At 46.3% G+C, this 22,737-nt stretch carries 20 protein-coding genes; 10 read left to right on the forward strand and 10 right to left on the reverse strand.

Annotation, left to right across the window (positions count from 1 at the left end; all coding sequences use genetic code 11):
• The first annotated feature begins 221 nt into the window (after positions 1 to 221).
• Positions 222 to 1,658, forward strand: coding sequence for a catalase (locus tag KIT90_RS15480; RefSeq protein ID WP_009704876.1), 1,437 nt, complete (start codon positions 222 to 224; stop codon positions 1,656 to 1,658).
• A 195-nt stretch (positions 1,659 to 1,853) separates the two neighbouring features.
• Here KIT90_RS15480 and KIT90_RS15485 read toward each other — a convergent pair whose 3' ends face one another.
• Both KIT90_RS15485 and KIT90_RS15490 read right to left on the reverse strand, forming a co-directional pair.
• Positions 1,854 to 2,732 (reverse strand): NAD(P)-dependent oxidoreductase, encoded by an 879-nt coding sequence (locus KIT90_RS15485; RefSeq protein ID WP_285377383.1) that lies wholly within the window; start codon positions 2,730 to 2,732, stop codon positions 1,854 to 1,856.
• A 116-nt stretch (positions 2,733 to 2,848) separates the two neighbouring features.
• Positions 2,849 to 3,217, reverse strand: a complete 369-nt coding sequence (locus KIT90_RS15490) for a DoxX family protein (protein ID WP_285377385.1) — start codon at positions 3,215 to 3,217, stop codon at positions 2,849 to 2,851.
• A gap of 101 nt (positions 3,218 to 3,318) precedes the next feature.
• On the opposite strand from KIT90_RS15490, the gene KIT90_RS15495 reads away from it, so the two are divergent.
• Positions 3,319 to 4,206, forward strand: a complete 888-nt coding sequence (locus tag KIT90_RS15495) for a LysR family transcriptional regulator (protein ID WP_285377387.1) — start codon at positions 3,319 to 3,321, stop codon at positions 4,204 to 4,206.
• A gap of 62 nt (positions 4,207 to 4,268) precedes the next feature.
• Here the strand turns inward: KIT90_RS15495 and KIT90_RS15500 are convergent, their stop codons facing one another.
• A complete protein-coding gene (locus KIT90_RS15500) occupies positions 4,269 to 6,140 on the reverse strand; it encodes a fructose-specific PTS transporter subunit EIIC (protein WP_038870415.1) in 1,872 nt (623 codons plus the stop codon).
• Positions 6,141 to 6,372: 232 nt separating this feature from the next.
• Here KIT90_RS15500 and KIT90_RS15505 point away from each other — a divergent pair, with 232 nt between their 5' ends.
• Positions 6,373 to 6,672 (forward strand): PTS fructose transporter subunit IIB, encoded by a 300-nt coding sequence (locus KIT90_RS15505; RefSeq protein WP_005441202.1) that lies wholly within the window; start codon positions 6,373 to 6,375, stop codon positions 6,670 to 6,672.
• 12 nt (positions 6,673 to 6,684) lie between these two features.
• Positions 6,685 to 7,461, forward strand: a complete 777-nt coding sequence (locus KIT90_RS15510) for a PTS sugar transporter subunit IIA (RefSeq protein WP_005432062.1) — start codon at positions 6,685 to 6,687, stop codon at positions 7,459 to 7,461.
• Positions 7,462 to 7,473: 12 nt separating this feature from the next.
• On the opposite strand, the gene KIT90_RS15515 is transcribed toward KIT90_RS15510, so the two are convergent.
• The gene (locus KIT90_RS15515; protein WP_005451367.1) at positions 7,474 to 8,316 is read right to left on the reverse strand and encodes a helix-turn-helix transcriptional regulator; all 843 of its coding nucleotides are present in this window, start codon (positions 8,314 to 8,316) and stop codon (positions 7,474 to 7,476) included.
• Between the two features lie 382 nt (positions 8,317 to 8,698).
• Between KIT90_RS15515 and KIT90_RS15520 the strand changes: the two genes are divergently transcribed.
• The 4 genes from KIT90_RS15520 (at position 8,699) to KIT90_RS15535 (ending at position 14,088) form a co-directional block, all read left to right on the forward strand.
• Positions 8,699 to 10,606 (forward strand): fructose-specific PTS transporter subunit EIIC, encoded by a 1,908-nt coding sequence (locus KIT90_RS15520; protein ID WP_078608990.1) that lies wholly within the window; start codon positions 8,699 to 8,701, stop codon positions 10,604 to 10,606.
• A 77-nt stretch (positions 10,607 to 10,683) separates the two neighbouring features.
• Positions 10,684 to 11,916: a mannose-6-phosphate isomerase, class I gene (gene manA, locus KIT90_RS15525; protein WP_285377389.1), complete on the forward strand. Its 1,233-nt coding sequence runs from the start codon at positions 10,684 to 10,686 to the stop codon at positions 11,914 to 11,916.
• Between the two features lie 186 nt (positions 11,917 to 12,102).
• Complete coding sequence (locus KIT90_RS15530; protein WP_285377390.1) at positions 12,103 to 13,038, forward strand: ADP-ribosylglycohydrolase family protein; 936 nt, start codon at positions 12,103 to 12,105, stop codon at positions 13,036 to 13,038.
• A gap of 144 nt (positions 13,039 to 13,182) precedes the next feature.
• On the forward strand, positions 13,183 to 14,088 hold the full coding sequence (locus tag KIT90_RS15535; protein ID WP_285377392.1) for a LysR family transcriptional regulator: 906 nt from the start codon (positions 13,183 to 13,185) through the stop codon (positions 14,086 to 14,088).
• A 65-nt stretch (positions 14,089 to 14,153) separates the two neighbouring features.
• Here the strand turns inward: KIT90_RS15535 and KIT90_RS15540 are convergent, their stop codons facing one another.
• From KIT90_RS15540 to norV, 6 genes are all read right to left on the reverse strand, one after another.
• Positions 14,154 to 15,149 carry an HlyD family secretion protein gene (locus tag KIT90_RS15540; RefSeq protein WP_285377394.1) on the reverse strand — a complete coding sequence of 332 codons (996 nt, stop codon included), beginning with the start codon at positions 15,147 to 15,149 and terminating at the stop codon, positions 14,154 to 14,156.
• Complete coding sequence (locus KIT90_RS15545) at positions 15,149 to 15,472, reverse strand: DUF3302 domain-containing protein (RefSeq protein WP_020194030.1); 324 nt, start codon at positions 15,470 to 15,472, stop codon at positions 15,149 to 15,151. Before KIT90_RS15545 ends, KIT90_RS15540 begins: the two co-directional genes overlap by 1 nt.
• Positions 15,473 to 15,897: 425 nt before the next feature.
• Positions 15,898 to 16,755, reverse strand: coding sequence for a DUF2608 domain-containing protein (locus KIT90_RS15550; RefSeq protein ID WP_285377395.1), 858 nt, complete (start codon positions 16,753 to 16,755; stop codon positions 15,898 to 15,900).
• Between the two features lie 320 nt (positions 16,756 to 17,075).
• A complete protein-coding gene (locus KIT90_RS15555) occupies positions 17,076 to 17,414 on the reverse strand; it encodes a DUF1971 domain-containing protein (RefSeq protein ID WP_285377397.1) in 339 nt (112 codons plus the stop codon).
• Between the two features lie 42 nt (positions 17,415 to 17,456).
• Positions 17,457 to 18,605, reverse strand: a complete 1,149-nt coding sequence (gene norW, locus KIT90_RS15560; RefSeq protein WP_285377399.1) for an NADH:flavorubredoxin reductase NorW — start codon at positions 18,603 to 18,605, stop codon at positions 17,457 to 17,459.
• A gap of 10 nt (positions 18,606 to 18,615) precedes the next feature.
• Complete coding sequence (gene norV, locus KIT90_RS15565) at positions 18,616 to 20,121, reverse strand: anaerobic nitric oxide reductase flavorubredoxin (protein WP_285377400.1); 1,506 nt, start codon at positions 20,119 to 20,121, stop codon at positions 18,616 to 18,618.
• Positions 20,122 to 20,311: 190 nt separating this feature from the next.
• On the opposite strand from norV, the gene norR reads away from it, so the two are divergent.
• Together norR and KIT90_RS15575 are read left to right on the forward strand one after the other, a co-directional pair.
• Positions 20,312 to 21,844: a nitric oxide reductase transcriptional regulator NorR gene (gene norR / locus KIT90_RS15570; protein WP_285377402.1), complete on the forward strand. Its 1,533-nt coding sequence runs from the start codon at positions 20,312 to 20,314 to the stop codon at positions 21,842 to 21,844.
• Between the two features lie 97 nt (positions 21,845 to 21,941).
• Positions 21,942 to 22,589: an HAD family phosphatase gene (locus tag KIT90_RS15575; protein WP_045479627.1), complete on the forward strand. Its 648-nt coding sequence runs from the start codon at positions 21,942 to 21,944 to the stop codon at positions 22,587 to 22,589.
• Positions 22,590 to 22,737 lie beyond the last annotated feature (148 nt).

A 22,737-nucleotide genomic window follows, 5' to 3' on the forward strand; every position in this document is an offset into this window, starting at 1 on the left:
TCACACTAAACATACCTGAATACCATTTATAATCCACACGACAAATAATGTTAATTGACATAAAGCCATTAATTAACAACCACTTAAAGCATAGGTGATACCTATCACACTGATTGCTAATAACAGTTTTTTTCTTCTCAATTGCAGCGTTATTCTCCTCGCATAACTTTCGGATTCATCCAAAAGACAAGATTTATTATCACTATTGCAAGGAAATTCAAATGAGCAAGAAATTGACTACAGCAGCAGGTTGCCCTGTCGCACATAACCAAAACGTTATGACTGCAGGTCCTCGTGGCCCTCAACTATTACAAGACGTTTGGTTCCTTGAAAAATTGGCACACTTTGACCGCGAAGTGATCCCTGAGCGTCGTATGCACGCAAAAGGTTCTGGTGCTTACGGTACGTTCACAGTAACGCACGACATCACAAAATACACTCGCGCTAAAATCTTCTCTGACATCGGCAAAAAAACAGAACTATTCGCTCGCTTCACTACTGTAGCTGGTGAGCGCGGTGCAGCAGACGCAGAACGCGACATTCGTGGTTTCGCACTAAAATTCTACACTGAAGAAGGTAACTGGGACTTGGTTGGTAACAACACACCAGTATTCTTCCTACGTGACCCACTAAAATTCCCAGACCTAAACCACGCAGTAAAACGCGACCCTCGCACTAACATGCGTAGCTCTACCAACAACTGGGATTTCTGGACATCACTACCAGAAGCATTCCACCAAGTGACTATCGTAATGAGTGACCGTGGTATCCCAGCTTCTTACCGTCATATGCATGGTTTTGGTAGCCACACATTCAGCTTCATCAACGCAGAAAACGAGCGTTACTGGGTGAAATTCCACTTCAAAACTCAGCAAGGCATCAAAAACCTAACTGACCAAGAAGCAGAAGCAATCGTAGGTAAAGACCGCGAAAGCCATCACCGTGACCTTTACGAAGCGATTGAGCGTCAAGACTTCCCTAAATGGAAGATGTACGTACAGATCATGCCTGAGCTAGAAGCGGATGAAGTCAACTTCAACCCATTCGACCTTACACGTGTATGGTCTCAAAAAGACTACCCACTGATCCCAGTTGGTGAGTTTGAACTGAACCGTAACCCAGAAAACTTCTACGCAGAAGTTGAGCAATCAGCGTTCAACCCAGCAGCAGTAGTACCTGGTATCGGCTTCTCTCCAGATAAGATGCTACAAGGTCGTCTGTTCGCTTACGGCGATGCTCAGCGTTACCGTCTAGGTGTGAACCATCATCAAATCCCAGTGAACGCACCTCGTTGCCCTGTTCACAGCTACCACCGCGATGGCGCAATGCGCGTTGATGGCAACTTTGGTTCAACACTAGGTTACGAGCCAAACTACAAACAAGAATGGGCAGAGCAACCAGATTACTCTGAGCCACCTCTACGCATCAATGGCAACGCTGATCACTACGATCACCGTGTAGACGAAGACTACTTCAGCCAAGCGGGTGATCTATTCCGTCTGATGAGCGAAGAGCAACGTCAAACTCTGTTCGACAACACAGCTCGCGCAATGGACGGTGTGCCAGAGTTCATCCAACAACGCCACGTTCAACACGCATACCAAGCGGACGAAGCGTACGGCAAAGGTCTTGAGATTGCACTAGGCTTAAACAAGTAAGCGAACGCGGTAATCATCACACTGTGTGATTAAAAGACATAAAAAAGGAGGTGCCCAACAGCACCTCCTGATTTCAAATCACTAATCCTTAATCACTAGCCACAACCAATGCTCAAGGAGATTCATTATGATCAACTTAGATTTCTTTAAGCTCTTTGATACCAAAGAACTGTTTATCTATTACTGATTCATCAACTACTGATTTTTAGCGACCGCTTTGATCAGTACTGATGTATCCATGCGACCTAAACCATCACGTTGCAGGTCTGCGTATTGCTCATCCACTTTCTTAGTCAGTGGAAGCTCTAGGCCCACTCGCTCTGCTTCTTGCAGGCAGAAACCCAAGTCTTTGCGCATCCAATCAATAGCGAAGCCAAAATCGAACTTATCTTCCGCCATGGTATTTGCGCGGTTTTCCATCTGCCATGAACCTGCAGCGCCATGCTTCAGCGTTTCTACAACTTGAGCGATGTCCAAGCCTGATTTTTGTGCCAGCAACAAAGCTTCACTCAGCCCTTGTAAAACGCCACCAATACAGATTTGGTTTACCATCTTACAGCGTTGACCCTGACCGTTTTCGCCCAGTAGTGTCATCTGCTTCGCGTACACATCCACCGCTGGAGAGACACGTTCAAAAATGCTTTGTTCACCACCACACATGATGGTTAGAACACCATTTTCTGCGCCCGCTTGACCACCAGAAACTGGCGCATCAATGAAGTGATTGCCGTACTTAACACACGCTTCAGCCAGCTCAACCGCTAGGTCTGCAGAAGTCGTTGTGTGGTCCACTAACACTGCATCCGCTTTCAAGCCAACCAGAATGCCTTCTTCACCGTAAACAACGCTACGAACGTCATCATCATTACCCACACAGGTAAAAACAATGTCACAGCCTTCTGCCGCTTCACGTGGTGTTTCACAAGCCACGCCTTGGTATTCTTCAGCCCATTTGTCGGCTTTCGCTTTTGTGCGGTTGTATACTTTGGTTTCAAAGCCCGCTTTACTTAGGTAACCAGCCATTGGGTATCCCATCACACCCAGACCAATAAATGCTACTCTTAGTTTTTCCATTGCAAGCCTCCTTGAATTCGAAATAAGTGACGTTTTGAAACTATTACTATTTGAAACAGTTAATATTTGAAACATGTTACTAAAGATTTCAGAACATTACTTGTAATAATTTCGTCTTAAATAAGCGCAACAAACTCAGTTAAAGGCGAAGCCACCAAAAGTGATAATAAAAGCGTCACAATAGACGGAATCGCATCTTTCCAAGTATCAAAACGAAAATGGAAAAACATCGCACCAACTGAGGTGAAAACAATAAAACTTGCACCTATCGCACTTAACAAGTTGTTCGTCGATAACAAGCCAATTAACATCAAAATTGCACCCGTTACCTCAACCATTCCAACCAAAAACATAGCGGCACGGTTCAACCCATATTTTTGGAAGAACGCGAGCTGAGGCTCAAAAATCGGCTTCACCCAACCGATGATTTTGATCGAACTGGCAAACAAGAAAAACGCGATTAACAACCCTTGAATCAACACCATGATTTTAACTCCTGAACAGATGATGGAAGTATTAAAGCATTCCACTTAAAACTTAAGGAGGGTAATATTTAGCTACTTATCATTCCAAACAGGAATGCATCATGGATAAATTTGATTGTTTGAAAGTCTTTTCTCGTGTCGCTCAGTTAGGTTCATTTACTGCCGCGGCTAACAAACTCAATACCACTCAGAGTGCGGTGAGCAAGAAGATCGCTTGGCTTGAGAGTGAAGTCGGCATCACCTTGTTTCATCGTCATGCTCGCGCTATCAGCTTAACCTCTGGTGGAAAACAATATCTCGAACTGGCGCAGACACTCACAGAACAAATGGATTCCTTCGAGTCGCAGCTTAGACAAGAGCAAGCGTCGGTCTCTGGCGAGCTCAAGCTTTCAGTGCCGAGTGCGTTTAGCGTTCGCTTATTATCTGCGCCACTGAATGAGTTTCTCAACCAACATCCAGAGCTTAGCGTTGATGTGTCGGTTTCGGATAAGTTTGTCGATTTAGTTGAAGGCAATGTTGATATCGCGATTCGTGCCGCCTACCTAAAAGACTCGGGTTTAAAAGCTCGTTGGCTGATGGATAACGAATTAGTTTACTTCGCGTCTCCCAGTTACCTCGACAAGCACAAACCTATTCATACCGCTAACGATTTGAGTAAACATCTTTGCTTAACCTACTCACTCTCCAATCCGTCTAACCTGTGGCGTTTTAGCGGTGGAAATGAAACCATTAAAGTCAAAGTGAAAGAACAGGTTCGAAGTGATAGTCCTGAGATGTTGGTGCAAATGGCAAAGCTTGGGCAAGGCATCGCTGCAATGCCAAAATGGATGGTAGAACAAGAGCTTATCAACGGTGAGTTAATTCAAGTACTAACGCAATATCAATCAGTTAAGCTACCAATGTACTTGGTTTACAAAGATAGTGAGTACCAACCTCAGCGCATTCGCAGTTTTATTGATTTCTTGGTTAAGCACTTTTCTCAGGGATAAAAAAAGCTCCATCAAAAATGATGGAGCTAACTAGCAGATAGCCTTAGTTAGGGGCTACATACTTAAGGGATTCTTTTCGCCTGCAACAGTGCTGCAGCATTGAGCATCGCGTCTTTAGTGCTGACATCCAGCACCTTCATTTTTCTAAATCGCTCCGGCTCTTTGATGGCGACATCGTGAGCGAAGATAACAAACCTCGCCTTGGCGATATCTTTGTCAGTGATTCGGTTAATGATGCCGTTCGCACCTTGCGTTTCGACCTTGATCTTAATGCCTAACGCACAGGCGGCTTTCTCTAATGACTTCGCTGCTAAGAAGGTATGTGCCACCCCGGATGGACAAGATGTCACGGCAAGAATATCTGCCTCACCCTCACCTTGCACAGACGTATAAGCTTGAGATTGACCAACCGGACTGTCGTCTTCTGTGACCGTCTTCTTAAGCGCAATAACAATCAATGCTGTGGTAAACGAGCCTGCGATTGTGCCAACTATGTAGCCAATCTTGCCATCCACAACAGGCAGTACAATCCAGCCGCCCCACGGAGCGTGGTTAATGACATGGAACATAAAACCAATCACGTTACCGACAATGCCACCAGCAACAATCGCAGGCAGTACGCGAGCTGGGTCACCGGCGGCAAACGGAATCGCACCTTCACTGATCCCAATCATGCCCATGATGCCCGCCGCTTTACCGGCCTCACGCTCATCACGTTTAAATTTACTTGGCGATAGGAAAGTCGCTAACGCCATGCCCAGAGGTGGGGTACAGATCGCAATACCGACACCACCCATCAACCACGGCTGAGTATTCACCTGTGTCTGAGCAAACAAGGTCGCCACTTTGTTGATGGGGCCGCCCATGTCAAACGCAGTCATTGCACCCAGTACAGTGCCCAACATCACTTTACCTGAGCCCGCCATACCCGTGAGCACATCGTTCATGGTTGTCATTGCGCTCGCGATCGGTGAGCCGATCACCCACATCACTGCGCCACAGGTGACAAACGTACCAACCAGTGGGTAAATAAAGATCGAGCCGAGCGAACTCATGCTGTCCGGCAATTGAATCTTCTTCAGCAGCCAAACCACAAAGCCGGCGAAAAATCCGACCACAATCGCGCCCAAGAAGCCGGTGTTGTAGTGACTAACCGCAATCCATGAGCCAATCATACCCGGAGCCAGACCCGGCTTATCCGCAATCGAATAGGCAATGTACCCCCCCAATACCGCGGTAAACAGTGTCAAACCTGCGATACCCATCTCAGCGATATCTGCCAGAATACCTTCTTCCGGAACACCGCCATGGCCCGAAATCATCACAGACAGAGACAACAACACGCCGCCCGCGACGATAAACGGAATCATATGAGAGGTGCCAAACAGCAAGTGCTCTTTCATTCTGCCGAGCTTTTGTGCCCAAGGGCTGAGTGGCTCAGACGCAAACTCTAAAGGGTCGATACCAGAATCATTCGTGTTCGATTGAATATCGGTGAGTAGCTCGCGCGCTTCCTCCACCGACTCCGCCGCTTTCAACTTATTGACGAAACCATCTTCAATGATTTTGGTGGAAATTTGTGCCAAGACTTCGATGTGGTGATGGTCATCCCCATCCGGAGAAGCCAACATAAAAAATACGTCAGACAGTTCGCCATCATCAGCGCCGTAATCAATCCCTTTTCGGCTGATGCCCACTGCGACTGCGGGTTTAGCGACCGCATTACTTTTGGCGTGAGGAATGGCAATACCCTCGTCAAAGCCGGTATTGCCAATCTCTTCTCGTTTCCAAATGTCCGCCAAGAACTGACTTTTGCTAGTGAGCTTGCCCGCCGCGTCCAACAATTCGACGAGCTCTTTGAGCGCTTCATCTTTGGTTTGAGCCTGCAAATCCAAGCAAATGGTTTCCGGCTCAATAAGGTTTAATATGTCCATTGTTTGTACCTTGCAATGTTCACGCTCGTGAGTCATGAGTTATTTGTTCCATCTATGACTGTGTACAGAGTAACCAACACTTTCTGTTTTCAATACAGGATAAAAAGTGCATTAACTGGATTAATGTAACATGAGATTTAAACTGTGATAGAGCTCTTGCGATTATCTGCTTTAAATCCATCCTTTCGTCGACCACTATGCTAAAATCCACAAAAAATAAAATGGATAGAACATGAAAATCGTAGCGGTGACAGCGTGCCCTACAGGCATCGCTCATACTTATATGGCGGCAGATGCTCTAATGAAAGCTGCGCCTAAGCATAACGTACAAATTAAGGTCGAGACGCAAGGTGCGATGGGTATTGAGAATCAGCTCACTCCCCACGACATTGCACAGGCAGATCGTGTCTTAATTGTGTCCGATATTGAGATTGAGCAACCAGCCCGCTTTGAAGGCACCAACAAAGTCCAAATTCCAATTGAAGATGTGTTACTCAATGTCGATAAAGTGTTCCTCGTGCACTGTCGATGATACGCTGTGCTGATGAACGAATACCAAATCACCTTTTTTGTCGACGATATTAATGCCAGTGCTCACGTAGCGCAGCCCCTCAATCGCGTCGCCAAAAAGTTCAAAAGCACCATACACATCATTAACATAACGCAAAACCGCATCGCTGAACTCACCAAGTCAGTCGCGGTTTTACAGGTCGGCTTGCAGCAAGGCGACCTGTGCCAAATCACTGCCATCGGTATTGATGCCGAGCTTGCCTGTTTCGTTATCAAAGACATCATTGCTGAGAACTTTACCGTTGTGGGTTCCCACATTAATTACGAGTTCTCAAGCCAACTTGCAGAGCGTCTTCCCCAGATTTGCCCACCGTGTGAAATCCAATGGCATTACGCCAAAGCGCACACCGAGCTCACCAAATTTGAGTGCTTGAAAGGGCTAGCTCAGCTTATTCATCCGATTCACCCAGACGAACTCATTCTCGCCTTTATCAAACGCGAAGAACGCTCTTCGACCGCAGTAACACCAGGCATTGCCCTGCCCCATGTCATGTTCGAAGGTGTGGACCACATTTCTGTAGCGGTTATCGCGAACGAGATTCCGATGGATTGGGCATCTAAAATGGGTGAAGTGCATCTTGCTATAGCATTAGTAATGCCAGCAAAACCCACACGCGAGCACATCATTGCGGCAACCAACTTAACTCGTAATCTGCTGACCGACCAAATGGCTGAACGTTTACTGCTAACAAAAAGCAGCGTCGACTTGCAGGCGCTTCTGATGTACGCCATGTCGAGGCTGCTCGCTTAATCTTTACTTGCTTTAAATTGAACCGCGATATTCCGTTGGCGTTCTGCCCGTGCGGTTCTTAAAGACTCGGCAGAAGTAGTTCACATCTTTGAAACCACAGCGCACCGATACCTCATTCAACTTAAAGTTGTATTTCTTGAGCATAAACTTCGCGCGGTCTACCCGTACCCACGTAATGTAATCGGCTAACGTCATGTGACCTTGCTGACGGAACAAACGCGACAAATGGTTAGAAGAGATGCTAAATCTTGACGCAATACTGTCACGCGTGATTGGACGATGGAAGTTCTCTTGGATGTAGATACAAATGCCCTGATACAGGTCTTGCACTCGGCTGTGCGCCTGCGTCTCAATAGGCGCATCTAACATCGACTTAGCGTATTGCAACAAGGCTTGCAGCAGTAACTCATCCATTGGCTTCTTATTACACTCACGAGCCAATGAACTCAGTGCTTCCAAGATATTATCAATCGCAAATCCAGAACGAGTTTGAATACTGTGCTTTTGGATATCGTAAAAGCTCGCTTCCCCTTTACGTTTGGACACAAGACTCAAACCCAATTGACGGCGACCAAAGAGAATGCTTAATACCGAGCAATCTGTATCCCAGTCAGGTTTATTCCAACAGTTAGGCGGAATAAATATCGCATCACCGGTTTTCGCCACGATATGCGTCACTTTGCGATCATGACTTTCCATTTCATTAATATATTCACCAGATAAGACCAATTCTAATCGAGGGAAGTTAACCTGATAGCTAAATTCAGGCGGTGTATGAAAATCACCAGCAAACCATATATTGTGGAATGGTTCTCGCTCGTTTAATACTGATGAGATCAAATCATGAAAAATCATTTTACGTACTCTTAAACACGCATCCATGATGCTATACCTATAGATATACACCCTACTGGATTTTTGTGCTATTGAGCAAAATCACACTTCCATTTTAAGGTTACAAAAATCCAGTTAACGCATCAATTTTCCAGTCTAGAAAATCATCAACAAAGCCCTTAAATCCTTATATATGGGAGCAATAACACATTTCACTTATGGTTCATCGACTTCCACATAATGTCACAGATATGCAGTAAGTTTATCCAGTAGACGATCTACGTCACACTCTAGTCGGGCGGTTACAATCGTCCAGTAAATGCATTTTTTCTTCACTACTGTCTCCGCTTGGTTAATTTCAAAATACCCCTGAAATAAAAATTATATTTATAGGGGTTCGACAATGATCACCAAACTAATAAATGAAGACTTGATTAAGCTTGATCTTCAAGCGACTTCAAAAGAAGACGTATTTAAAGAACTGGTTGCAGTTCTACACGCCCAAGGTCGTATTTCAGACCAAGAGCAATTTCTTGCAGATATAAAAGCACGTGAAGAATTAGGTAACACTGGATTTGAGGATGGCGTTGCTATCCCACACGCGAAAAGTGCAGCGGTTCTTGAACCAGCGGTTGTGATCGGCGTAAGCAAATCAGGTATCGAATACGGCGCAGAAGACGGTTTGCCTTCAAAACTGTTCTTCATGATCGCTTCTCCAGACGGTGGCGATAACCACCATATCGAAGTTCTTGCAGAGCTATCTTCAAAACTGATTGAAGATGGTTTCATTGATGCATTCTTAGGTGCAGCAAACAGCCAAGACGCACTGGCACTTCTGCTTGCTAAAGAAGAGCCTCAAGCAGTGACAGACGCACCAGCAAACCAAGGCTTCATCATTGGTGTTACTGGTTGTCCTGCGGGCGTTGCGCACACTTACCTAGCGGCAGAAGCGCTAGAGAAAGGTGCAGCGGCGATGGGTTACGAAATCAAGGTTGAAACGAACGGTTCAATCGGTGTGAAAAACAGCCCAACCGCAGAAGAAATCGAGCGTGCAGACGCAATCATCGTGGCATGTGACAAGCAAGTCGACATGAACCGCTTTGCGGGCAAACGCGTGGTAAAAACCAACGTAAAAGCCCCTATCCGCGATGCTCAAGGTCTGATTAACGAAGCGTTAAGCGCTCCAGAATACCAAGCAGAAGCAAGCAGCAATGCACAAGCGTCTGTTGCAAACAAAGCCTCTCAGGCTCGCTCTGACCTGTACCGCTACTTGATGAACGGCGTATCACACATGATCCCATTCGTTGTAACGGGTGGTCTGTTGATTGCACTTGCTCTTGCCGTCGGTGGTCAGCCAAGTGAAGCGGGCATGGCAATTCCTGAAGGCAGCATGTGGAACCAAATCCTCAACGTAGGTGTGGTTGCCTTTACGCTGATGATCCCAATCCTAGCGGGTTACATTGCTTACGCGATTGCTGACCGTCCTGCTCTAGCTCCTGGCTTGATCGGTGGTTGGATTGCAAACAACGGTTCTTTCTACGGCGCAGACGCTGGTACAGGCTTTATCGGTGCCATCATCGCTGGTCTGCTTGTGGGTTACTTCGTGAAGTGGATTACGTCGATTAACTACCACAAATTCATTCAACCTTTGGTGCCAATCATGATTGCGCCAATCACAGGTTCGCTATTCATCGCTGGTCTTTTCATCTTCGTTATCGGCGCGCCAATCGCAAGCCTAATGGACGGTCTGACTGCGCTACTAACAAGCATGAGTACAGGTAACGTCGTTCTACTAGGCATCGTACTTGGTGGTATGGCTGGCTTCGATATGGGTGGTCCATTCAACAAGGTCGCATTCCTATTCTCTGTAGGCATGATTGCGAGCGGTCAAACTCAATTTATGGGTGCGATGGCGTGTGCAATTCCTGTTGCACCTCTAGGCATGGCACTGGCAACGGCGCTTGGTCGTAAGTTCGACCTGTTCGAAGAATCAGAAACCGAAGCGGGTAAAGCAGCAGGTGCTATGGGTCTGGTTGGTATCTCTGAGGGTGCGATTCCGTTCGCAGCGCAAGATCCAATGTCAGTGATTCCAGCAAACGTACTTGGCTCAATGGTGGCGGCAGTAATGGCGTTCTCATTCGGCATTACTAACAGTGTTGCTCACGGCGGTCCAGTTGTCGCTCTACTTGGCGCGATGAACCACCCAGTACTTGCTCTGATTTGTATGGCAACTGGCGCAGTGGTTACCGCAGTAACGTGTGTAACTCTGAAGAAAGTTCGCAAAGCAAAAATGATGCAAGCAGCCGCTTAATCACCCCTACCCCCAAATGGCTCCTATGGCTTGGGCAATGTCGCCCAAGCCATGATTTTCTCTCATGGTGACACTCTATGTCTGATTTAACGATGTCCGATACACAAACGATTCAAACTCAAGCTAAGCATCCGATGTTTTTCCTGATGAACAACGTGATTCAAAACTACGCTTGGGGCAGTACTACTTCTGTTAACCAACTGTTTGGCATTGAAAACCCAACGGGCGAACCACAAGCAGAAGTATGGATGGGCGCGCATCCAAACGGTTGCTCATTGGTGATGGTAAACGGTGAGGAGACCAAACTCTCTTCACTGATTGCTCAAGACATGAATGCCTTTCTGAGTGAAGAAGTCACAAACCGTTTTGGTGAACTTCCATACCTATTTAAAGTGCTTGCCGCTGAGAAAGCACTGTCGATTCAGGTTCACCCAAACAAACAACAAGCAGAATTAGGCTTTGCACTGGAAGAAAAACAAGGCATTCCCCTAACCGCTGCAAACCGTAACTACAAAGATCCAAACCACAAACCTGAGTTGGTTTACGCGCTCACCGAATACCAAGCGATGAATGGCTTCCGCCCAACAAGTGAAATCATCAGCTTCTTCTCTGAGTTGGCGATTCCTGAGCTGCAAGGCTTAGTGGATGACCTTATCGCAAACCAAACGCCAACTGGCTTGGCGACTTTCTTCTCGGGTCTACTATCACTAGAAGGCGAACAGAAAGAGATGGCGTTGACGGTGCTATTGGCTCAAGCTCGCATCACCGACTTACCTCTGTTCAACCTTATTCTTGAGCTAGAGAAGCAATACCCTGGCGATATTGGTTTGTTTGCACCACTGATGCTTAATGTCATTACCCTACAACCGGGTGATGCCATGTTCTTGGATGCAGAAACGCCACACGCTTACTTGAAAGGTACGGGTCTTGAGATCATGGCGAACTCAGACAACGTATTGCGCGCGGGTCTGACACCAAAATACATGGACGTGAAAGAGCTCGTTGCATGCACACGCTTCAACGAGAAGCCGTTCGACAGCCTATTGCTCGCACCAAACGAAATCGACGATATGTTGGAATACCCAATCCCAGTCGACGATTTCAAATTCGCCATCGTTAAACAAGCTCACAAGCGTACTCTAGAGGTTCAAACCGCTGAGATCCTTATGCCTCTGGATACAAAGCTTGTGCTAACTCACGCAAACGGCGAAACATGCGTGGTTGAAAAAGGACAATCAGTTTTCATTCCGGCTTACGCAAAACAGGTTACTTTGGATTGTGAAGGCCGTGTCGCACGCGCTTACAGCTAATCGTTATTATTAATAGTACGCCACTAAAACCAACGCCTCGCCACTCGCGGGGCGTTTTGCTTTTAACCCTAGTAAAGCAATGGTTAATTAAGCACTATAGTCTTGATCCAAAACAGAAAAATTTCCCTACAAAACCAAGAAACTGTGTAAGACTTATTGAGTAGCCCTGTTGATAAAGGTGGCAAGATGACTCATAGAAACGCTCGCTCTCTTCATGCCATTATCGGCGCACTCGTCGGTGATGCAGCATCTCTCGGATTTCATTGGCTTTACGATCAAGAACTCATCAGGCAGTTTGGTTCTCCGCATCCGGAATTTCATCAACCTAACCGAACTGAATACCATGACAAAGGTTATTTTGCCCACGGTAGCAAGCAAGTCGGTGACCTCACCCACTATGGCGCGCAGCTTGTTGCCATGTTAGACGCTCTGGTTCAAACCGGACACTACGACGAAGCGCGTTACATTCGCTCCTTTCGAGAATGGTTTGATTTTGGTGGTAAATGGCAGGGCTATACAGACAAACCGACTAAGCAAACACTGCTCAACATTCATGAGTTGGAAGCCAAAGAACTGCGCGTAACTTTGTGCGGGGCTGACGACACACAAAACCCTGCATTATCTAAGCTTCCGCCTTTGGTGGCTTTTCATTCCGATGATGACAAACTCGCCAAACTGGTCGATTCCGCCGTGCGGGTTACCAATAACAACGACACCGCAGTTATGTACGCCCAAGCTGTCGCAGTGATGATTCAGATGGCGTTGCAAGGCGCCGCGCCCAAAGCGTGTGTGATGGCAGCTCAGACGGTTTCTCCAAAGATTGCTAACGATATTCAACGTGCAGAAGCGATGAGCGGCAGAAGCGCCACCAGCGTTGCGGAGTCCGTTGGGATGCATTGCGGTTTAGACGCTTCATTTGTGGTGATTTGTCATTTGTTGATGAACTCCGAAAGCTACGAAATCACCATGCGTGAGAACATTTACTGTGGCGGCGATTCAAGTGGGCGAGCCATTCCGCTCGGTGCCATTCTCGGGGCAAGTTACTACGACACGCCAATGTCGATTCCAAATCATTGGATGGATCAAACCGCGCTACCTCGCCGTTTACTGCAGTGTTTATAACCCTTTTCAACCAGCGAAAAGAACAGAACCCATACTCTGGTCTTTTCGTTGGTGATGATTTGAATCTCGCCTGACAGAAATAATCCTCGAAATCTTTGCGCTATCCACCTACATTGAAGATAAAGCAAATCAAAGAGATAGCCTATGGACCTTAACTTGTTAAAAACGTTTGATGCGGTCATGAAGTCAAAAAGCGTCAACGATGCCGCTACCGCATTAAACATCACTGCCCCCGCCGTGAGCCACGCACTCAACAAGTTAAGAGATCAATACCAAGATCCCCTCTTTGTTCGTCAAGGCAGAGGTATCGTGCCGACGAATTTCGCGATTGAGCTACACGCAGAAATCAAAGAGCCTTTAAGCCTATTGATCAACGGTTCGAAATCTCGTCAAGAATTCACGCCAGAAACCAGCCAACGCACGTTTCGAATCTCTAGCCATAAAGATATAGATTTAATGCTCGTGCCAGCCTTGGCGAAATACAAATCTCAGCATGCGCCATTGGTGTCTATTGAAGCGGATGTGGAACACTTAAACGAACAAGACCGTCAAGACGACTTAAGACGCCGACGCGTGGACGTGATTCTTGCTACCGTGCCTTTAACGGATCATGGTTATCACAATGAATTGTTGTTTGAACAAGAACTTATGGTGACAGTGAGCCAAGATCATCCTCGTATTCAGGGCGAGCTCACGTACGACGACTTCATGCGTGAATCACATGTAACTTGGCGAACTCAGCGACTCAACACCAATGCTTTAGACTCTTTGATCATTGAAGATACGCTGCCCCCGAGACAAGTGGCTTACTCCACCGGCTCGACCATGACAGCGCTACAGTTAGTTTCTCAAACCGATTGGATTTGCGTTACCTCGCGTTGGTTCTCTGGCAACTTGGCAAGCAAGCTCGGATTGAACACTTTCCCTTTGCCCTTTGAAGCCAATAAGGTGCCTATTTACATGACTTGGCACCAATCACAAAAGAACGACAAAGGGCATGAATGGCTGAGGAATGCGATTAAACAAGCGGTCACTCAATCCATTGTGTAACAGACGAGCAATAGCAGTACACCCACAGAAAAAGGGCGAAGCCTGCTGCTTCGCCCTTGATGTCATTAGCCTTCGAATAACCAGTTTTGCCAACTCTGCATTCTCAGAATCACTTTACGTACAATGCTGAACATTTCCCATTTCGGTGAGTACACCGCGACGTGTGCATCTGTGCCGGATGGCAATGGCATGTCTTTGACTAAGTTTGGATTATCCAATTCCACTTTCACTAAGATTCGGCCACCAGCAGGAATCTGCTCTGGGTACTTCATGTTACCTGATGGTGATATCGCGCCCTGAGCAAAAATGTCATTCACTTGTGTCACATGCGCCTTGTAAGCATGACCGGGAATAGTATTAAAGGTCACTTCCGCCGGATAACCGACTTTCACATATCGTGCTGGCGCTTGTTTAAATGCAGCAAACAACTGTTTGTCTTCTTTATGGACGAAGGTCAGGTTGCCTTGAAACGGCACAATACGACTCTTCATACCCGGACGCAGCGCCACTTGCGTGACATACCCATCCGTTGGTGCGGTTACGGTGGTTTTGCTCAGATTAAACTGCGCAACCTCAAGCTCTGATTGGTATTTGCTTTGATTAGCTTTTTGCTCCAATAATTGGTTCTCAATGTTGTCGATTTTCTCTTGAGAAGAGTAACCTTTGCTGCCTAGCTTTTTGTATCTCGTTAATTCAGATTGGTAAAAATCAATCGCTGATTCGGTACGTTTGATGTCACCTTGAATACGGTTCACTTTGTCTTTAAACGGCGTGTCGTCAATTTGATAAAGTGGATCACCCGCTTTCACTTGCTGGTTTCCTTGCACATACACTTGGGTAACCAAGCCTTCAACCTGAGAAGTGATTGGCGTCGTCACGCTATACAAACGCGCCATACGAGAAACCGGTTGATACATCGCCATGTAGAGAAAAATCCAACCAACGATGAACATGCCAATGACCGATGCCGTGGTGAGTGTCCACTTGGTTTTAGGCACACGAAATACTCGAAACACGATAACGCACAGCGCTACGTAACTTAGGATGATGAGTGTTTCCATTATTCTTCCCCTCTCGCTTGCTCAAGTTGATTGATGCGGGCTAACAGCTGCTCGTAATCTTGTTGAGATATCGAAGGCTTAGCACCTAACCAGTTTTTCTTCTCTCCGTCGTACATGGTTGCCCAGATCCAAAGGAACGGCCAAATCACATGGAGGAAGAACAAGCTCACCCATCCCGCAACATGAATCGCATCGGCGTGAGGGTGGTTACGTTTTTTCGCAATTTCGTAGGGAATATCGTGCAGGGCAATCAATCCAAAAATCAGAATCAACAGCACCACAAATAAGATCGCCAGAGAGGCGTAGTCCAAGGTTAAATTCATTGTGGAAGCTCCTAGTTTAAGACGTTCTAGACGTTTAAGACGCGCTAAACACTGCTAAAACGTAACTGAGTGATGACTTTCCTTAAGCTTGTCGCTCCGTCGCAATGAAGAAATAGTAGGATGAGGCTTACATCAGGACTATTGATTCCTGTTTAAATGACAGTTTAGTGATATTTAATTGTCCATAAAATCATCAAGTTAGACCTCTATACCCATTCAAGTTCTGAATAGTTTCAGAATAAGCAGAACAGGACCGAATCTCGCTTTCTACAGACAGAAAAAAAGCGATACCAATATTGATATCGCTTTGGATAAGGTTGCAAGACCAGTAAATATTCCGAAAAAATCGATTGGACCCCTCCATCTCTCTAAACGGGTATTAATAACCCGGCACAAGCAACAAACCTAAAATCACTTTTATCTGTCTACTGACCTAAACAAGTATCACCAATACGCGCTGGGGCGATCTGGTCTAAGACTTTGTTTAACGCTTTCCAATCACTTGCCATCTTGTTGGCTTGCTCTTGCGTTAGCACCGTGCCATTGGCAGCAATGCGGTCGTGCTCCACCTTGGTGTAGTGGAAAATCGTCATATCCATCGCTTTGTCGTCTTTGTAAGCATTTTCCATGTTGACGACGTTCTTTTTGCTGTCATCGACAAACACGACGTCACTGAAACTTTGACCTGTTTTATCCAGAATGTACTCAAGCATGGTGCCTTTGTTCATTCCTGTCGTCATCATGACGCCGTTGATGTAACTCATCGGACGCTCAGGGTTATCAATGTAAACCGGCAAAGATTCCGCCCCTTTTTCCTTAAGCGCGGTACGAGTCATATCGAATTGGTTACGCATTAACTCTCGTTCGGTTGCGTAACGATAGTTCGGAGAGCGAGACGTTAACGCTATAACCGTTAAGCCCTCATCTTGCCAACCACGAAGCATGGCTGGTACATCACTTTCAATGGTTTTCATCGGAACCAGCTCGTACAACATGCCAATAGAGTCTTGGAACAGGCAGTCTACTTTGTCAGATTCTTTTGGCTTCACATCGAGTTTGCCTCGTTGCCATTGGTACCAGATATCACCACCAATATCGGACGTTGAAGTCAGTAATGTGTTATCAATATCGACCACAATCAGGGGACTTTTTCCTGCTTGTTTGAGTTGGTTTACTTTAGCCGCAACGTCGTTAAAGCTGTTGGTATCTTTGACAACCACATCCGCCATTGCATTAGTAGCAAAAGACAGAGCGCAGAATAGAACCGCTTTTTTTAGCGTCATAGTATTTCCTTAGTTTGATTGTTTCGACTAGCTCGAGTTCGTCAAACAATATTTACGTTATAACATAACAAAATCACAGTAACTTGTTGTTACGTTCCGACTATATAGTTGATGTACATCACATAAATGGGAGCAAGGTTTCATTTTGGAACTCCGCTCATCGGATCTCCCACAAAGTTTCTGTGCTTCAAGGTGCCAGCTTGCGACAAACAAAAAAAGAGCAGAGACGAATCTCTGCCCTTTCACCTACGCTTAATGATTAAGCTTGATAGCAAACGCCTCTTCCCGACAAATTAGCGCTGTATTAACTTCTGTATGCGTTATTTCTTCGCGTGGAACATCGCTTGCCCACTCTTGTCTTTATTCGACCAGAAATTGATGTTGAACTGAGCATCATCGCTCATCTCAATACGGTGCCAGTACTTCGGTGGGCTGGTAGCAAACTGACCTGCATTAATCACCACCACTACTTCTGCTTCTGTGGCGTGTTCATCAGCAAAGCCGTAGTAAGTCACTTGCCCTTCCATGACACACAACTGTCCAAACACACCCTCAGCGGTATTGTGATGAGTCAGTAGCGCTGGTGGCACATTGTCTTTAGTGAAGAAAGGCGTTGAACGTTGAACAGTCCAGTCTTTAGGAATTCGTAGATGCGACATAATGATACCCTCTCTAATTACAATTCTTTTCGTTTAAATCGGTTAAGCCTGACCGGCTTGAGACAACTCTCGAAGTAATGGAAATGCTTGCGTAACTTGTTCTCCCGTCACGACGAAGCCCATGAGTCGGCTATTTTCATCTTCTGCCTTTGCGGCAATGCCGGTTTGAGAAATCTGCACGCTCCAGTTCGTCACCGAACTAAAATCGCCTGCCAATTGAATTGGGTAGCTCGGCGTTTTCACCTTTACCATCATGGGCGGTAGTTTCAACTCTGCTTCTTGCCCCAGTAGTTGTTTGCCCAAAGCATTGGCACTTAGCACGATCGGTTGGAGGTACGGCATCATTCGACCTTGGATCTCAGCGCAATCGCCTAATGCGAACACATTGACTGCTGATGTCTGTAATCGGGCATCTACCTCGATGCCTTTATTGACACTCAACCCACAAGCCTTCGCTAACCAAGTGTTAGCACGTAAACCCGCCGCTGAAATCACTACATCAGCTTCAATTGCTTTACCTTGGCTCAAGCTTGCCACCAGCGAATCATTTGAGTGATTAATCGCAGCAACTCCAGTCTCCAAGGCAAGTTGAATACCTTGCTGCTTGAGTTGGTTTTCAAGCGGCAATGCAACGAATTCAGGAATCAAGTTAGCGAGCAAACGGGGATTTGGCTCAACCACCGTAACTGCTTTACCACTGGTTGCGAGATCCATGGCGATCTCGACGCCGATCAAACCACCACCCATTACTAGAATTCGTTTCGCACGGCTAATTTGCTCTTCCGCTAATTGATATTCTTGTAGCGAGTTCAGCGTTATCACCTCTGGTGCTGCATCACCAGATATTGGCGGCACAAAGGCTTTCGCGCCTGTCGCAAACACCAGTTTGGAGTAAGGGTAGGCTTGACCATTGACTAACACTTGCTGAGCTTGCACGTCGACATGCTCAATCATGGTATGGGCGAACAGTTCGATGTTGTGTTCCTGTGCGAACGCCTCACCACTTTTAACCACTAAGTCTTGGGCGGTTTGCTTGTTGCTGAATACATGACTCAAATCGGGCTTGTTGTATTCCGCACCATCATCAGCAGTAAACACTTGCAGCGGAATATGTGCGTCCATTCGACGCACTGTTTTCACCAATTGGTAAGCCGCAAAACCGCTACCAATAATCACAATAGGTGCTTGCATATTTGCCTCCTTACCCGTTGTATTCAACAAAGACGTCTTTACCCAAGTGGCATTCTGGGCACAAGAAGTAATCTGGCACTTCAGACCATGCCGTACCCGGCTCAACACCTTGGTTAGGCTCGCCTTTTGCTGGGTCGTATACCCAATTACAAACTGTACAAACCATGCATTGGCAATCTGCAGGATGTGACTCAGCACTAGGGTTGCTGCTATGAGCAGCATCAACTACCGCTTGTGTTGCTACTTGTGCAACGGGTTGTGATTGAACTTGTGGTGCAGACGCAGCAATCGCCGGAGCAAGAACAGGACTTGTCAGGTCATGCTTTGCCCACAATTTCGCGATGCTTTGACCATGTTCGCGACATTCACGCATCGCTTTACCATCTGGTCGCCATTTGGTTTTCAAGCTCACTGCGGTTTCAAAACCTGCGTCAGTCAATCGAGCATGGATACGATCCACCGCGCCACCATTCCAACCGTAGCTACCGAACGCAGCGGCTTTCTTCTCTTTAAAGCGCAGACCGGTAATTTCTTCTAGCATGCCTGCGATCTTCGGCATCATGACGTTATTCATGGTAGACGAACCAACCAAGATGCCTTTTGAGCGGAATACATTGGCGAGAATTTCATTCTTATCATGCTTAGAGACATTAAAGACTTTGACCGCCACGCCAGGATCGACATCGTGAATACCCTGCGCGATTGCATCAGCCATCATTCGGGTGTTGTTTGACATAGAGTCGTAGAAAATCGTAATGCGATCTTCTTGATAATTGTCTGCCCACGCCAAGTATTGCTCGATGATTTGAACTGGATTATCGCGCCATACAATACCGTGTGACGTTGCGATCATGTCGACAGGCAAATTAAAGCTCAGCACTTCTTTGATTTTAGCGGTTACCAAGCTGCTGAATGGCGTTAGGATGTTTGAGTAGTAACGCAAACACTGTTCCATCAACTCATTTTGATCCACTTCATCATTGAATAAGCGTTCATCGCAGTAGTGCTGACCAAATGCGTCGTTACTGAATAACACTGCATCGTCAGTTAGGTAAGTCATCATGCTGTCTGGCCAATGCAGCATCGGCGCTTCCACGAACACCAATTGCTTACCGTTGCCAATATCAATGCTGTCGCCTGTTTTTACGGTTTTGAAGTTCCACTCAGGATGGTGGTGATGACCCACAATCGAATCAATTGCCGCTTCTGTACAGTAAATTGGCGTGTTCGGAATCTTCTCCATCAATGCCGACAATGCGCCTGAGTGGTCTTCTTCAGCATGGTTTACCACGATAAAGTCGATAGACTTAAGGTCGATTTCCATCTCCAAATTTTGGATGAACTGTTGACTGAATCGATGATCGACCGTATCAATCAATACGGTTTTCTCTTCACGAATTAGATAACTGTTGTAGCTGGTACCTTTTGTCATTTTGTATTCTGTACCGTGGAAGTCTTGAACTTCCCAATCGCGTTGACCTACCCAGTGGATGTTGTTTTTTACGTGAATTGTCATAATTACTACCTTGAATGACGGGATAAACAAAAATAATTTCTTCTTGTATTGCACTGGGCGTGCCAACTTTTAATTACTATATATTTCAATATCTTAATTAAAACCTAACTTTAACGACTGTCATTTAGACACAGTTGAAAATTGTTATTTAGACACTACAATAGTCATATTGACACAACCGGTATTGGCTATGACTTCTTTAATCGCGCAATGGCTACACATCACGCAAGACCTTAACTCGGCGCTCACTCAACAAGCTCGCTTTGATACGTTATTAACCACGATTCGAGAGGTATTGAAGTGTGACTCTTCTGCCCTTCTTTTGTATGAAGACCAGCACTTTAAACCTCTAGCGATCAATGGATTGGCGAAAGAGGTCCTTGGACGCCGTTTCTCCATTGAGCAGCACCCAAGATTAGAAGCCATTGCCCGAGCAGGCGATATCGTGCGCTTTCCCTCCGACAGCGACTTACCTGATCCATACGATGGCTTGATTCCAAACCACGATGACAAACTGCATGTCCATTCCTGCATTGGTTTACCTCTGCTGATCGACGATCTACTGATTGGTGCCATTACGATTGACGCCTTCGACCCCAATCAATTTGATGGGCTACGCAACCAAGAGTTACGTTTTGTCAGCGCGTTGGCAGCAGGTGGCCTACACACTGCACTCCTACTAGAACAACTAGAGACACAAGCGAGCCTGCCACGTGACTCTTACGCCGAGAAGCGCACCTTAAGTAATGAAATCATTGGTAACTCTCAGGGTATGAAGAATCTTCAAGAGCAGATTGAAGCAGTCGCCGATACGGAATTGTCTGTGTTGGTCATGGGAGAAACGGGCGTAGGTAAAGAGTTGGTTGCCAGCGCTATTCACCATCGCTCTAGTCGCTCTAGCAATACTTTGGTTTACCTCAACTGTGCGGCGCTGCCGGAGTCAGTCGCGGAAAGCGAGTTGTTCGGCCATATCAAAGGCGCATTCACAGGCGCAATCAGTAATCGTAAGGGTAAGTTCGAACAAGCCGACGGCGGCACACTGTTTTTGGATGAAGTCGGCGAACTGTCGTTAGAGCTGCAAGCTAAGTTACTTCGAGCTCTACAATACGGCGACATTCAACGTGTGGGTGATGACCGTCATATTCGAGTCAACACACGCATTGTCGCCGCCACCAACCGTATATTGCATGAAGAAGTGACCGCTGGTCGCTTCCGAGCCGACTTATATCACCGCCTAAGCGTCTTCCCACTTCATGTTCCACCTCTTCGTGAACGTGAAGACGATGTGGTATTACTCGCAGGCTTTTTTGCCGAACGCTTAAGAAGCAAATTGGGATTGAACAGCGTTCGTTTGTCCCCTATTTTAGTGCAAGCACTCAAAGACTATTCATGGCCAGGCAACGTGCGAGAGCTTGAGCATGTAATTAAACGTGCCGGTGTTTTGGCAAAAGCGCGCACTCACGCCATGGACATTGAGCTAGTTGAGCAAGATTTTGATATTCGAACGCTGAATCAGAACATCAAGAACATTGAAGAAGGGGAACAAAACTCTCGGCTTGAGCTACCAGAAGGCGGATTAAAACCAGCCACAGACGCCTTCCAAAAAGCGATGATTGTTCGAGCTCTGGAAGAGAATCAAGGCAACTGGGCAGCAACGGCACGTCAGCTTGAATTAGATAACGGCAATTTGCACCGATTAGCAAAACGCCTAGGGATAAAATAGGGATTGGGTAAAAAGCGTGTGAGATGGTGGAATTCCGCAGGAAAATCGATGTTGCTTGTGTCAAAATGCGCCATCTCAATCGACAAGTCATAAAGTAATGAATTATCAAGCAGCTATTTTCGACATGGATGGGTTACTCCTCGACACAGAACGCGTCTGTATGCGTATCTTCAAAGAGGCATGCGAAGCACAAAATCTTCCTTTCTTCGAAGAGGTTTACTTAACCATCATTGGCCGCAATGCCGCTGGTGTTGAAGCGATTTTTCGTAAGACCTATGGTGATGACTTAGACCGTCTGCACAATGAATGGCGTACTCGCTACGATGCGGTCGTGAAGCATCAAGCCATTCCGGTAAAAGAAGGTGTGGTTGAACTGCTTGAATGGTTGAAAGAACAAGGCTTACCTATTGCGGTTGCTACTTCAACTGCAAAAGAAGTGGCACAGAAGAAGTTGGAACTGGCGGGCCTAAGCAAGTATTTCGACAACTTAACGACAGGCTGTGAAGTGTCCCACGGCAAACCAGATCCAGAGATCTACCTGCTTGCAGCAAGTCGTCTAAACGTAGATCCAACCAAATGTATTGCGTTTGAAGATTCCAACAATGGCGTACGTTCTGCAGTAGCAGCGAACATGGTTACTTTCCAAATCCCAGACCTTGTAGAACCTTGCGAGGAAGTTCTTGCCTTTGGCCACGCGATTGTTCCTTCTTTGCATCACGCATTAGCTGAGTTAAAACAGGCATAACCCGTTCCCACTCATCTAACTGACTAAAAACGCTCCATCTTTTGGGGCGTTTTTTGTGGATAATATTTACCCAACTTTACACTGAGATGTGTAGTTCTATTCACAACATTGATGGATAATTGCTCGTATAACCACAAATAAAACGAGG

Source organism: Vibrio sp. B172a, assembly GCF_030248355.1.
Classification (GTDB): Bacteria; Pseudomonadota; Gammaproteobacteria; order Enterobacterales; family Vibrionaceae; genus Vibrio; species Vibrio owensii.

Bases quoted from the DNA above. Each gene is read 5' to 3' on its own strand.
- KIT90_RS15500 (WP_038870415.1), bottom strand. From the start codon at position 6,140: ATGGACATATTAAACCTTATTGAGCCGGAAACCATTTGCTTGGATTTG.
- KIT90_RS15485 (WP_285377383.1), bottom strand. From the start codon at position 2,732: ATGGAAAAACTAAGAGTAGCATTTATTGGTCTGGGTGTGATGGGATAC.
- KIT90_RS15515 (WP_005451367.1), bottom strand. From the start codon at position 8,316: ATGATTTTTCATGATTTGATCTCATCAGTATTAAACGAGCGAGAACCA.
- KIT90_RS15575 (WP_045479627.1), top strand. From the start codon at position 21,942: ATGAATTATCAAGCAGCTATTTTCGACATGGATGGGTTACTCCTCGAC.
- manA (WP_285377389.1), top strand. From the start codon at position 10,684: ATGTCTGATTTAACGATGTCCGATACACAAACGATTCAAACTCAAGCT.
- KIT90_RS15480 (WP_009704876.1), top strand. From the start codon at position 222: ATGAGCAAGAAATTGACTACAGCAGCAGGTTGCCCTGTCGCACATAAC.
- KIT90_RS15490 (WP_285377385.1), bottom strand. From the start codon at position 3,217: ATGGTGTTGATTCAAGGGTTGTTAATCGCGTTTTTCTTGTTTGCCAGT.
- norV (WP_285377400.1), bottom strand. From the start codon at position 20,121: ATGACAATTCACGTAAAAAACAACATCCACTGGGTAGGTCAACGCGAT.
- KIT90_RS15495 (WP_285377387.1), top strand. From the start codon at position 3,319: ATGGATAAATTTGATTGTTTGAAAGTCTTTTCTCGTGTCGCTCAGTTA.
- KIT90_RS15530 (WP_285377390.1), top strand. From the start codon at position 12,103: ATGACTCATAGAAACGCTCGCTCTCTTCATGCCATTATCGGCGCACTC.
- KIT90_RS15550 (WP_285377395.1), bottom strand. From the start codon at position 16,755: ATGACGCTAAAAAAAGCGGTTCTATTCTGCGCTCTGTCTTTTGCTACT.
- KIT90_RS15555 (WP_285377397.1), bottom strand. From the start codon at position 17,414: ATGTCGCATCTACGAATTCCTAAAGACTGGACTGTTCAACGTTCAACG.
- KIT90_RS15510 (WP_005432062.1), top strand. From the start codon at position 6,685: ATGAACGAATACCAAATCACCTTTTTTGTCGACGATATTAATGCCAGT.
- KIT90_RS15535 (WP_285377392.1), top strand. From the start codon at position 13,183: ATGGACCTTAACTTGTTAAAAACGTTTGATGCGGTCATGAAGTCAAAA.
- KIT90_RS15540 (WP_285377394.1), bottom strand. From the start codon at position 15,149: ATGGAAACACTCATCATCCTAAGTTACGTAGCGCTGTGCGTTATCGTG.
- KIT90_RS15545 (WP_020194030.1), bottom strand. From the start codon at position 15,472: ATGAATTTAACCTTGGACTACGCCTCTCTGGCGATCTTATTTGTGGTG.
- KIT90_RS15505 (WP_005441202.1), top strand. From the start codon at position 6,373: ATGAAAATCGTAGCGGTGACAGCGTGCCCTACAGGCATCGCTCATACT.
- norR (WP_285377402.1), top strand. From the start codon at position 20,312: ATGACTTCTTTAATCGCGCAATGGCTACACATCACGCAAGACCTTAAC.
- norW (WP_285377399.1), bottom strand. From the start codon at position 18,605: ATGCAAGCACCTATTGTGATTATTGGTAGCGGTTTTGCGGCTTACCAA.
- KIT90_RS15520 (WP_078608990.1), top strand. From the start codon at position 8,699: ATGATCACCAAACTAATAAATGAAGACTTGATTAAGCTTGATCTTCAA.